At 66.3% G+C, this 12036-nt stretch carries 11 protein-coding genes; 6 read left to right on the top strand and 5 right to left on the bottom strand.

The features are described 5' to 3' along the window. Positions 1–24 precede the first annotated feature (24 nt). On the bottom strand, positions 25–558 hold the full coding sequence (locus ACLBKT_RS02975; RefSeq protein WP_410181489.1) for a DUF3617 domain-containing protein: 534 nt from the start codon (positions 556–558) through the stop codon (positions 25–27). Positions 559–680: 122 nt separating this feature from the next. Between ACLBKT_RS02975 and uvrB the strand changes: the two genes are divergently transcribed. The 5 genes from uvrB (at position 681) to ACLBKT_RS02950 (ending at position 5872) form a co-directional block, all read left to right on the top strand. Continuing rightward, entirely contained in the window at positions 681–2876 is a 2196-nt protein-coding gene (gene uvrB, locus ACLBKT_RS02970; protein WP_410181488.1) for an excinuclease ABC subunit UvrB, read from the top strand. Positions 2877–2987: 111 nt separating this feature from the next. Further along, positions 2988–3269 (top strand): type II toxin-antitoxin system RelE/ParE family toxin, encoded by a 282-nt coding sequence (locus ACLBKT_RS02965; protein WP_410181487.1) that lies wholly within the window; start codon positions 2988–2990, stop codon positions 3267–3269. After that, entirely contained in the window at positions 3244–3564 is a 321-nt protein-coding gene (locus ACLBKT_RS02960; protein WP_410181486.1) for a HigA family addiction module antitoxin, read from the top strand. Before ACLBKT_RS02965 ends, ACLBKT_RS02960 begins: the two co-directional genes overlap by 26 nt. A gap of 203 nt (positions 3565–3767) precedes the next feature. Then, positions 3768–5273: a S10 family peptidase gene (locus ACLBKT_RS02955; protein WP_410181485.1), complete on the top strand. Its 1506-nt coding sequence runs from the start codon at positions 3768–3770 to the stop codon at positions 5271–5273. Continuing rightward, entirely contained in the window at positions 5270–5872 is a 603-nt protein-coding gene (locus tag ACLBKT_RS02950; protein WP_410181484.1) for a hypothetical protein, read from the top strand. The genes ACLBKT_RS02955 and ACLBKT_RS02950 overlap by 4 nt, the downstream gene beginning before the upstream one ends. Here ACLBKT_RS02950 and ACLBKT_RS02945 read toward each other — a convergent pair. After that, the gene (locus ACLBKT_RS02945; protein ID WP_410181483.1) at positions 5858–7945 is read right to left on the bottom strand and encodes a protein-disulfide reductase DsbD family protein; all 2088 of its coding nucleotides are present in this window, start codon (positions 7943–7945) and stop codon (positions 5858–5860) included. The two genes, ACLBKT_RS02950 and ACLBKT_RS02945, sit on opposite strands and share 15 nt — an antisense overlap. A 50-nt stretch (positions 7946–7995) precedes the next feature. On the opposite strand from ACLBKT_RS02945, the gene ACLBKT_RS02940 reads away from it, so the two are divergent. Further along, positions 7996–9222: a UbiH/UbiF/VisC/COQ6 family ubiquinone biosynthesis hydroxylase gene (locus ACLBKT_RS02940; RefSeq protein WP_410181482.1), complete on the top strand. Its 1227-nt coding sequence runs from the start codon at positions 7996–7998 to the stop codon at positions 9220–9222. A gap of 161 nt (positions 9223–9383) precedes the next feature. Here the strand turns inward: ACLBKT_RS02940 and ACLBKT_RS02935 are convergent, their stop codons facing one another. The 3 genes from ACLBKT_RS02935 to hemC all read right to left on the bottom strand — a co-directional run bounded on the left by ACLBKT_RS02935 (position 9384) and on the right by hemC (position 11993). Then, positions 9384–10226 carry a hypothetical protein gene (locus tag ACLBKT_RS02935; protein WP_410181481.1) on the bottom strand — a complete coding sequence of 281 codons (843 nt, stop codon included), beginning with the start codon at positions 10224–10226 and terminating at the stop codon, positions 9384–9386. A 124-nt stretch (positions 10227–10350) separates the two neighbouring features. Next, the gene (locus ACLBKT_RS02930; RefSeq protein ID WP_410181480.1) at positions 10351–11058 is read right to left on the bottom strand and encodes a uroporphyrinogen-III synthase; all 708 of its coding nucleotides are present in this window, start codon (positions 11056–11058) and stop codon (positions 10351–10353) included. After that, positions 11055–11993, bottom strand: a complete 939-nt coding sequence (hemC, locus tag ACLBKT_RS02925; RefSeq protein ID WP_410181479.1) for a hydroxymethylbilane synthase — start codon at positions 11991–11993, stop codon at positions 11055–11057. Before hemC ends, ACLBKT_RS02930 begins: the two co-directional genes overlap by 4 nt. Between the last annotated feature and the right edge of the window lie 43 nt (positions 11994–12036).

Genomic DNA, 12036 nt, shown 5'->3' with positions numbered 1-12036 from the left:
AAAGGAAATGCCGATTGCGGCGATTTACTTCGCCGGGCAGTCTCCGATCCGCTCGTGCTTCACCTTGAAGCTCATCGTGCCCTCACCCATGCCGTCAAAGTTCATCTTGGTGCTGGCGTTGTATTCGGACGAGGTGGGCGTGGTCGTGCCGGTCATGGACATGCGCGCTTCGCCCTCGGGGGTCTTGCAGACCATGACAGCATCGAGCTTGCCGCCATCGAGGTTGAAGCTTTCATAGGCGCACTCGCCATTCTGACCCTTCTTGACCAATTCCTCGAAACCCTTCTCGACGTCTTCGGCCGTCAGGCAATCCTCGCTGGTGGTGGTCGCGCCGGCCCCGTGGCCTTTCATTTCGGCAGGCATCCCCGGAACGTCGATCCCGGTCATGGTGATGGTCGCCTTGTAGAGCCCGGGCTGCGGCTTGATCCCTTCAGCCTGAGCCTTGTCGGCGACTTCCTTGGCGGTGATTTCGCCATTGCCGTCAGCATCCGTCTCTGCGCCGGAACAGCCGACAAGCAGCGCCGCACTGGCTGCGGCGAGAATGGTCATGCGCTTCATAGTGTCGTCTCCTCCAGCGTTTCGCGGTGATAACCGATCTAGCAGCAAATCGCGGCACGAAAAGCACTGCTATGCCGGGAAGCCGCCTTGCACGTCCCCGCTTTGTTCCCCATAATGTGGCGATGGCCCAACTCGTGATCCGCCGCGGACTGGACGAGCCCGAAACGGGCGCGGACTTCACCCCGCACCGCCCCCAACGCCCGGACAAGTCGATGGGCGGCATCCCGTTCAAGCTGGTGTCGGACTACGAGCCCGCCGGCGATCAGCCGACCGCCATTGCCGAGCTCACCGAAAGTGCGCTGGCGGGTGAAAAGACCCAGGTGCTGCTCGGGGTGACGGGCTCGGGCAAGACCTTCACCATGGCCAAGGTGATCGAGACCTTGCAGCGCCCCGCGCTGATCCTCGCGCCTAACAAGATCCTCGCCGCGCAGCTCTATGGCGAGTTCAAGAGCTTCTTCCCCGAGAACGCGGTCGAGTATTTCGTCTCTTACTACGACTACTACCAGCCGGAAGCCTATGTGCCGCGCTCCGATACCTACATCGAGAAGGAAAGCTCGGTGAACGAGGCGATCGACCGGATGCGCCACTCGGCCACCCGCGCGCTCTTGGAACGCGACGACGTGATCATCGTGGCGTCCGTGTCGTGCCTTTACGGCATCGGCTCGGTCGAGACCTATTCGGCGATGATCTTCGACATCAAGGTGGGCGAAGTGGTCGACCAGCGCGAGTTGATCCGCAAGCTGGTGGCGCTGCAATACAAGCGCAACGACGCCGCCTTCACCCGTGGGTGCTTCCGCGTGCGCGGGGACAGCCTCGAAATCTTCCCCTCGCACTATGAGGACATGGCCTGGCGGGTCAGCTTCTTCGGCGACGAGATCGAGGCGATCAGCGAGTTCGACCCGCTGACCGGCACCAAGGGCGCGGCGCTGGAGAAGGTCCGCGTCTACGCCAACTCGCACTACGTCACGCCGGGGCCGACGATGAAGCAGGCCGCCGCCGCGATCAAATTCGAGCTGGAGGAACGGCTCAAGGAGCTCGAAGCAGAAGGCAAACTGCTCGAACGCCAGCGCCTTGAACAGCGCACCCATTTCGATCTTGAGATGATCGCCGCCACCGGCTCGTGCGCGGGGATCGAGAACTACAGCCGCTTCCTCACCGGCAGGCTCCCCGGCGAACCGCCGCCGACCCTGTTCGAATACCTCCCCGAAAACGCCCTGCTGTTCGTCGACGAAAGCCACCAGACCGTGCCCCAGATCGGCGCGATGGCGCGCGGGGACCATCGCCGCAAGCTGACGCTCGCCGAATACGGCTTCCGCCTGCCGAGCTGCATCGACAACCGCCCCTTGCGCTTCAACGAATGGGACGCAATGCGCCCGCAGACCTTCGCGGTCAGCGCCACCCCCGGCGGCTGGGAGATGGAGCAGACCGGCGGCGTCTTCGCCGAACAGGTGATCCGCCCCACCGGCCTCATCGACCCCCCAGTCGAAATCCGCCCGGTCGAGGATCAGGTGCAGGACTGCATCACCGAGTGCAAGGCGACCGCCGCCAAGGGCTACCGGACGCTCGTCACCACGCTGACCAAGCGCATGGCCGAGGACTTGACCGAATTCATGCACGAGGCTGGCGTGCGCGTGCGCTACATGCACTCGGATGTCGAAACGCTGGAGCGCATCGAGCTGATCCGCGACCTGCGTTTGGGCGTGTATGACGTGCTGATCGGGATCAACCTGCTGCGCGAGGGCCTCGACATTCCCGAATGCGGGCTGGTGTGTATTCTCGATGCCGACAAGGAGGGCTTCCTGCGCAGCGAAACCTCGCTGATCCAGACCATCGGCCGCGCCGCGCGCAATGTCGATGGCCGCGTGATCCTCTACGCCGACCGCATCACCGGCTCGATGGAACGCGCCCTCGCCGAAACCGACCGCCGCCGCGCCAAGCAGCAAGCCTACAACGAAGAGCACGGGATCACCCCGCAGACCATCAAGCGCAACATCCACGACATCGTCGCGCACACCGCGGCGCAGGATAGCGTGCTGGTCGACACCGGGGATGAGGAACGCAACAACCTCGTCGGGCACAATTTGCGCAGCTACATTGAAGACCTCGAAAAGCGGATGCGCGATGCGGCCGCCAATCTGGAGTTCGAGGAAGCAGGCCGCCTGCGCGACGAAATCCGGCGGCTGGAAGCGGACGAGCTTGGATTGCCGGACGATCAGAAACGCGCGCCGATTGTGGGCCGGAGCAATGAGGGCAAACCGGGGACGAGGAAGACGCGGTACGGCAAGACGCGCTACAAGCGGATGGGGGGGAAGCCTTGAGTGCGTCAAAGTTATTTTGGTTCGATGCGTGAGTAAAATTCTGTTTCGAAATAACTATTGATTTCGCCTCAGAATGTGATTCTTAGAGGGCTGACCTAATCAGAGGCAGCCATGATCCACTCCTTCGCCTGTGCCGAAACCGAGAGCATCTGGAACGGCAAGCGCAGCCGCAAGCTGCCCGCCGACATCCAGGAGCGCGCGCTGGCGAAGCTCAACATGATCGACGCCGCAGACACCCTTGATGACCTCAAATTGCCGCCGAGCAACCGTCTACACGAGCTGGACCGCGACCGCGCCGGTCAGCATTCCATTTCAATTAACATGAAATGGCGTATATGCTTCCGCTGGGACAACGGAACCGCATACGATGTCGAAATCGTCGACTACCACTGACACCTCGGACTGGCTCGACATTCCCCATGCGGGCGAGATGCTAGTGTCGGAGTTCATGGAGCCTCTGAAGCTCGATACCGCCGCCTTGGCCGATGCCATCGCGGTCGATCCTGCGCGCCTCCAAGCGATGATTGACGGCAAGACCCGCGTTGATGGCGAGCTTGACCTACGCCTCTCGCGCTACTTTCGTATGTCGGAGGGCTTCTTCCTTCGGCTTCAGACAAGTGCTGAACTGCGCACCGCAAAACGCGCCTTGAACGGCGAGCTGGAACGGATCACTCCCCGCGCCGCGTGAACCACGACAATACACCACTAGCGCCTGCGACGCCGCAACATCCGGGCCGGATGCGAGCTCTGCAAGGCGTGGAAGGCAAACGGCTATCGCACCGAGGCATTGGGCGGCGAGACGTTTTCCGATCACGTGCGGCGCTTTACTGTTTAGATCACTCCAGGGCGCGCTTGACCCCCGCCCCCCATCCCTGCCACTCCCCTACCCCCATGAGCCCCCGATTCCTCGCGCTGCTGGCCGCTGCCAGCGCTCTCGCCCTTGCTACCCCCACCGCTGCGCAAGACGCGCCCAAGCCTGAGGCCGCTGCCAAGCCCGCGCCGAGTGCGCAAGTGCGTACGCGTGACCTCGTCGGCACCTTCGGCGGACAGCGGATCGCCTACAAGGCGACCATTGCCGACACGATCCTCACCGACGAGGCGGGCAAGCCCGAAGCCGTGATCGTCACCACGTCCTATGTGAAGACCCCCGCCGATCCGACCCGCCCGGTGTTCTTCATCTATAACGGCGGCCCCGGCTCAGGCTCGGTGTGGCTCCAGATGGGCGCCTTCGGGCCCAAGCGCGTGGCGATCCCCTCTGATGCGAAGGATGACGGCGCGCCGCCCTATCCGCTGCTCGACAACCCGGACAGCCTGCTCGACGTGGCCGATCTTGTCTTCATCGACCCGCCGGGCACGGGTTTCAGCCACCTTACGCCAGGCACCGATCCCAAGAAGTATTATGGTCTGCGCCAGGATGGCCGCGCGGTTGCCACGGTGATCCGGCGCTGGATCAATGATAATGGCCGCTGGAACAGTCCCAAGTTCCTCGGCGGCGAAAGCTACGGCACCACCCGCACCGCGATGGTCGCGGACGAGCTGGAAGGCAGCACCTACAACGATGTCGGCCTCAATGGGCTGATCCTCGTTTCGACCATCCTCGATTTCGGGGTCGAAGACACGACGCCCGGCAACGAGATGGCCTATGTCGTCACCCTGCCCAACATGGCAACCACGGCCTTTTATCACGGCAAGGTCGAAGGCACCTCGGCCGCGGCAGTGGCTGAAGAAGCCCGCCGCTTTGCGATTGGGCCATTTGCCACCGCGCTGCTCAAGGGGCAGGACTTGCCCGCCGAGGAGCGCGCGAGCGTGCGCAAGGAATTGGCGCGCCTCACCGGCCTGTCGGAGGAATATCTCGACCAGGCCAATCTGCGTGTCACCGATCAGCGCTTCTACAAGGAACTGCTGCGCGACCGCGGGCTAACCGTGGGCCGCCTCGATTCGCGCTACACGGGGACCGATTACGACAATGCGGGCGAGACGCCGGACAATGATCCGAGCTTCTACGGCATTGATGCGGGCTACACCGCCGCGATCAACAGCTGGGCGCGCGAGACGCTGGGATACAAGACCGACCGCGAATATCAGGCGATCGGTCGCGAGCCGGGGCGCAACTGGGACTGGAGCCTCGACGGGTCGGGCCGCGCGGCCTATCTCAACGTCGCGCCCCTGATCGGGAAGGCGCTGCGGCAGAATTCGCAGCTGCGCCTGTTCAACGCGCAAGGCTATTATGATTTCGCCACGCCCTTCTTCGGGGCGGAATATTCGCTGAAGCGCTACGGGATCCCGCAGGACCGCATCACGTGGAAATATTACGACGCCGGGCACATGATGTATATTCGCGACGAGGACCGCGCGAAGCTCTCGGCCGATATCCGCGCCTTTATCCGCGCGCGGTGATCCGCAGACTGGCGTTTTGGGCCGCGCTGGCGAGCGTGGGCGGATTGACGGGGTGCAAGCCGCCGCCGACCGATGCGGCCGTGGCGCGCGTATCGCTTCTGGCGCCGACCGCCGGGCCCTCCACCCCGATGCCCTCGCCCGATACCACCGGTGCGATCTGGGCGAGCACGGCCACGCCGCTGCGGCTGGTCTATGGTGTCCCCGGTCAGCCGGTGTTGCTCGCGCTCGAATGCCTTGACCCTGCCAAGCCCGAAGCGCGCCTCAGGATCACCCGCCATGCGCCTGCGGACGAAGGCGCTGCCGCGCTGCTGGCGCTGATCGGCAATGGCTGGATCGGACGCTTCCCGGTCGACGCGACCACGGTTGGCGGGCGCGTGTTGTGGCAGGGTGAGGTTCCGGCGCTGACCCGCGAATGGGATGCGCTCAAGCCGGAACGCGAGGCGACCGTGACGGTACCGGGCGCGGGGCTGGTGCGGCTCAACCCGAGCCCGCTGCCGATGCAGCTTGTCACCACATGCCGCAACGAAGCGCGCGACAACGCGCCGACCGCCCTGGAGCTGTTCACCCCGCCGACGCCGGAGCCGTCACCGGTTCCCTGATGCCTGCCGTTCAAGCAGCTCCGGGGTCAGCACCTGCGGCAATGGCTGCGGGCTGGCGGCTCCCGGCGCATACCACAGGTAAAGCGGCACGCCCGCTGCGCCCTGTTCGGTGAGGAAAGCGGTGATCTCGGGATCGCGCACCGTCCAGTCGCCCACCATCGGTACCACCCCCGCTTTGACGAAGGCTGCGCGCACGCTCTCGCGCTCGATCGAGCTGGCTTCGTTGACCTTGCAGGTCACGCACCAATCGGCGGTGAACCACAGGAACACCGGCTTGCCCGAGGCGCGCGCCTTGGCCAGCGCATCGCGGCTGAAGCTTTGTGGGTTGTGGATGCTGGCCTTGGGCGCGCCGGCCTTGCTTTCATAGACCGAAGGCAGGCCGATCAGCGCAAAGGCGAGGAACGGTGCGGCGACCAGGCCGAAGGCGGGCCAGGCCATTTTCCCGGCGCGTTGCAGCTTGCCCACCACGAACAGCGCCACAACCACGCCGAACACCAGCACCAGCGCGATTAGGCCAAAGGGGCGACCGCCCAGCTGCACCGTCAGCCACAGCAGCGCCAGCGCGGTGAGCGCCATCGGGATCGCCATGATCCGCCGGAACCGCTCCATCCACGCGCCGGGCTTGGGCAGCATCCGCCTGAGCGGCGGGACGAAGCCGAGCAGCAGGAACGGCAGCGCCAGCCCCAGCCCCAGCAGCGCGAACAGCAGCAGGGCTTGCGGCACCGGCAGCAGCAAGGCCGCACCCAAAGCTGCCGCCATGAACGGGCCGGTGCAGGGGGTCGCCACGAAAGCGGCCAGCAATCCGGTGGCGAAAGCGCCGGTGCGTTCGCCCCCCATGCGCATGGAGATCGTCGGCAGCTCGAACAGCCCGGCGAAATTCGCCGTGATCGCCGCCGCCAGCACCAGCAGCGCCACGACCACGCCCGGCTCCTGCAACTGGAACGCCCAGCCAACCTGCTCGCCCGCCGCGCGCAAGGCCAGCAGCAGCGCGCCCAGCGCGACGCAGGCCAGCACCACGCCCGCGGTATAGGCCAGCCCCTCAGCCCGCGCCTTGGCCTCGCTCTCCCCGGCGCGGGCGAGCGCGATCGCCTTCAGGCTCAGGATCGGGAAGACGCAGGGCATGATGTTGAGCAGCAAACCGCCGACCAACGCACCGAGGATCAGGGTCCACAGCGGTGGGACGGGTGCATTCTGCGCGCCCGCGATGATCTCGCCGCCGCTTGGCACGGTGCCGAGATCGGCTTCAAAGCGCACCCCGCTGCCCTCGCCAAAGGCGAGGATGCCGCTGACTGTCGCGGCCTTGCCCGTCCCGTATTGATCGAGCGGGATTTCGGCGACCAGCATATCGCCCGCCCGGCGGAAGGTCTGCGGCGCGGCATAGGCCACCAGCCGGTCGTTGGCGATGAACACGTGCGGATCGGTCAGGCCGACACTGGCGGGCAAGGGGATCGCAACGCGCAGCGTCTTGCCAGTGATCGCAAAGCGCGCCTTGGCGTCGATCAGCGGCGCGATAGCAGCCCGCCAGCGCGCGAAATCGCCCCCTGCCTGCGCCGTCAACGCAGCTGCCTGCGGCACGCAGATCTCATCGGTGCAGGCGAGATATTCGATTGCGCCTGTGACCGGCGTTCCGGCAAAGCTTTTCACGCTCGGCCCCGGCACCACCGGCACCAGCACGGTGTAGGACCCCTCGTAGATATGGTTCATCAGCCCGCTGATCACCAGCCGCTTGGGCACCGGATAGCGCGCTTCGCCCACTTCCCAATCGGGCGGCAGGTTGAGCGACAGGCGCATCCCCTGCCCCGCATCGCCGGGGTTCGACCAATAGCCATGCCATTCGCTCGCACTCGGCGTGAAGCGCAGCGCCAGCGTCCATTCCTTGCCTTCGGCCGGAGCGCCGTCCGCGTAGAGCGCGACCGCGATCTTGTCGGACCCGATCAGCGGCCCGCCACGCGCGGGCTGCGGCGTTGCTGCTTGCGCAAAGCCCGGCCCCGCCAGCATCAGACTTGCGGCCAGCGCAAGCACCCATGCAGCGAATTGTCGGATGAGGGACGGGAAGATTCTTGCGTGCGGCACGGGCTACCCTCTAGGCTTCAGCACCATACTTCGCAATCGGAGCGCGAGACGTGACAGCAGCAACAGACAATACGCGCGATCTGGTGATCCTCGGCGGCGGGCTCGTCGGCATGACGCTGGCGCTGGCGGCGGCGAAGAAAGGACTGTCGAGCCACGTGATCGACCGCGCCGACCCGGCCGAACTGACCGCCGAAGGCTTCGATGACCGCGCCACCGCGATCTCGACCGCGAGCTGGCACCTGTTCGAGAATATCGGGATCGCCGAAGGGCTCGAACAATTCGCCTGCGACATCGCCGCGATTGCGGTGACCGATCAGAACAAGCCCGGGCGGCTCGACTTCGTTCCCGGTGAAGGCGGCGGCACGCTCGGGCGAATGTTCCCCAATCGCCGGTTGCGCCTCGCGCTGTTCGAAGCTGCGGCGCAGGAACCCCTCATCAACTGGGTCGCCAAGGCCCATGTCACCGAGCGCCAGCGCAGCGAATATGGCGTCGCCGCCGTGCTGGCGGACGGGCAGAAGCTCAAAGGCCGCTTGATGATCGCGGCGGAGGGCCGCCAGTCGCCGACACGCGATCAGGCGGGCATTGCGATAGCCAAGTGGGATTACAAGCATCGCGCGATCATCGCCGGGCTGACGCATGAAAAGCCGCACGGCAACGTGGCGTGGGAAATCTTCTACCCCGCCGGTCCCTTTGCGCTGCTGCCGCTCAACGACGATGCGGATGGCACGCACCGCTCCTCGCTGGTATGGACCGTGTCCGAAGCGGATGGCGCGGGCGTGATGAAGCTGGGCGACCGCGCGTTCCTAGCCGAAGTCGAAAAGCGCATGGGCGGCGTGCTGGGCAAAGTGAAGAGTGTGGGCCACCGGTCAAGCTGGCCGCTGGGCTTCCACCATACCGCCAAGATCACCGCAGAACGCCTCGCCCTGATCGGCGATTCGGCGCACGGCATCCACCCGATTGCCGGTCAGGGGCTGAACCTCGGCCTGCGCGATGTCGGGGCGCTGGTCGAAGTGCTGGCGGACGGCGCGCGACTGGGCCTCGATCCGGGCGATCCCGAGCTGCTCAAGCGTTACGAGACGTGGCGCGGGCTGGACAGCTTCATGGTCGCGCTGGCAACCGATGGCTTGACCCGGCTGTTCGGCGTGCCGGGCAAAGCCGCCTCGGCCGTAAGGCGGCTCGGCATGGCGGCGGTGCAGCGCACCCCGATGCTCAAGAGCTTCTTCATGGACGAAGCGCGCGGGGTTTCCGGGGACTTGCCGGAATTGCTGCGGGGGTAGGTTGGCCAAGCAGTCCCTCCCCGTCCCGACGGGATGGGGAAGTGGCAGCGCGGAACGCGCTGACGGAGGGGTAAAGCGCAAGTAAGAACCCCTCCGTCAGCCGCCCAAGGCGTCTGCCACCTCCCCATTCGCAAGCGAACGGGGAGGGACGCAAGCTGCGCTCAGGGCCTGATCAACGGGCTCAGCTGCCGCACCGGATTGCCCGCCCCGTCGCGCAAACCACGCTGGTCGAGCACGGCGGCGGTTTCGATCACTTCCATCGCTTCCATCGCCTTGCGATAACGTTCGGCGTCCGCGATCCAGGCATCGGCCTTGCTCGCGCCCGGCATGGCCTTCACCTCGTCAATCGCGGCGCGGTAGCGGCCCTGTTCCAGAGCCCAGCGCGCCCGATCCAACCGGCGCTGCGGCTGCGGCGAGGGTGTGCTTTCGCGGCGGAACACGAACAGCTGTCCGACCTCGCGCTGGAACGCGGCCCATGATGGGCCCTCGCTGCTTTCCCGCAGTTGCGGCCCCAATCCTTCGAGCCGCGCGACTAGACTGTCGAGCCGGATCGGATTGCGCGAAAATTCGATGATCGTGCTGACCGCATTGGGCCACTGGTCGCCAAACCGCAGGCGCAGCTGATCGGACAGGTAGCCAAGCTCGGCCCCGCGTTCGACCGCGCGGCGGGTGGCAAAGGCAATCAGCAGGCTTTCGGCCCGCGCGGCATTGCCAGCGGCGGCCTGGGCTTGCAGGTCGAGCTGGGTCAGGCGCTGTTCGGCGGCGGCGAGGCGCTGGTCGAGGCCGCCCTGCTGTTCGGCCACCCGTTCGACCGCTTTTTCGGCCGCGGCCATCGGGGTCGGTTTGGCGGTGAGCGGCGTCTGAGCCGCAGATCCGGTGCCTGCCCCCGCTTCGGCCACCACGTCAGCACGCGGCGCTCCGGGGCGACCGGGTTGAAGGTTGTACCACATCACCCAACCCACCAGCGCGCCGCCCGCGATGAACGCGGCGAAGGCGGCAAGCATCAGCGCCCGACCCGTCGCGGGTCTGGGCGAAATGTCTAATGGCGATGATCCGGGCTCAGTTGCCATCGTGATCCGTTCTTTTGCGACCGTATAATCCCGCTCGCCCGCGCCGCTCTTACGGCTGTCAGGGTGAGCGAGGCGGAATGGAGCGCGGCTCGCCGCACAAGTCAAATGCCAATTGCAACATGGCGGCCTCATCCGGCTGCGGCGCGATATGGACGGCAGCCCATCCCGCGCCCGCCGCAGCCGCGATTCGCGGGCCGAGTGCGGCGAGCGTGATCCGCGCCCGCGCGACGCCGAGCCGGTCGCATTCCTCGGCAAAATGGCGCGCCGTGGCGGCGGAATGGAGCAGCACCAGCGCCTTGCCCTCCGCCAGAAGGGGCGTCACCGGATCGAGCAGCAGGGGCACGCTGCGATAGGCGATCACCTCGGCAAAGGTAACGCCTTCAGGCGGCGTAAGCGGCACATGCTCCTCGCCCGCGATTCGCAGCAGGTGACTAGGCGGAGCGATGGCATCAAGCACCCCTTGCAGCCCCCCACTCCCGGTCATGGCGACGGTGAACCCGGCAGCGCGCGCAGCCGCGGCGGTGGCCTCGCCCACGGCATAGACCGGCTTGGCGGTGAGGCGGGCGAGGTTTGTCCCGCCGTGCAGAAGGGCATTGGCGCTGCCGATCAGCAGCCCGTCAATGCCCGCCGGATCAGGGCACTCCCAAGCGACGGCGCGAATTTCGGAGAGGGCCAAGCCGGTGATCGCAAGGCCCATGGCGCGCGCCCTCTCCACCGTCGCGTCAAGCCCCGGCTGCGGGCGCAACGCGAGCAAGCGGAAGCTCATCTGCCGCTGAAGTGCTGCGTGATCGCAGGCGTCGCCCGGGCGAGCAAATCGGCAGCAAGCGCTTGGACCGCAGCGTGGTCACCGGGCGCAAAGCGGGCCGTGCCCTCGATCCGCTCGGCCCCGTCCGGGCTGAACAGCGCCGCGCGCATCACAAGCGCGCCATCGGCAGGCACGCACAGCACCGCGACCGGAGAATGGCAGGTGCCGCCCAGTTCGGCGAGCAAAGCGCGCTCCGCTTCGAGTTCCGCGCGCGTGGGCGCGTGGTCGATGGCGGCCAGTAGCGCAGTGGTTGTCGCATCATCGGCGCGGCATTCGATCGCGATCACGCCTTGGGCGGCGGCCGGAATCCATTCATCCTGTTCGAGCGGCGTGCCGACCGCGCTCTGGCCCAGACGCTCCAGTCCGGCAGCGGCCAGGAAGGTCACATCAGCCTCACCCGCCTGCAATTTCGCCAGCCGGGTCGCGACATTGCCGCGGAAGGTCACGACCTTGCAATCGGGGCGCAGGTTGAGCAGTTGCGCCGCCCGCCGGGGCGCGCTGGTGCCGACCACGGCGCCCTCGGGGATCGCGGCAATGCTCGCTGCTCCCACCAGACAGTCACGCCGGTCCGCGCGCGGCAGGAAGGCGGGGAAATGGAATGTGTCGGGCCTGATCGTCTCGACATCCTTGGCCGAGTGGACCGACAGGTCGATCCGGCCTTCGCCCAGCCATTGGTCCAGCTCCTTGGTCCACAGCGCCTTGCCGCCAATTTCCGAGAGGGGCCGGTCGAGCACCTTGTCACCGCTGGCAAGCACCGGGACGAGTTCAACCGCATCCTCGCTCCAGCCGTGGGCGGCGCACAGGCGGGCCCGGGTCTCGACTGCCTGCGCCATAGCCAAGGGGGAATTGCGCGTGCCAAGGCGCAGGCGGGGGGCGGTTCGTTCAGTTTCAGTCATAGCTATGCTTGCTCTAGCCTTCACACAGTCTAGATGGAAGCGG

The organism is Erythrobacter sp. W302b (assembly GCF_046452395.1).
In the GTDB taxonomy this organism is placed as follows: domain Bacteria; phylum Pseudomonadota; class Alphaproteobacteria; order Sphingomonadales; family Sphingomonadaceae; genus Erythrobacter.
Note: the sequence above shows the minus strand (reverse complement) of the source record. Positions and strands in the feature narration are given on the sequence as shown.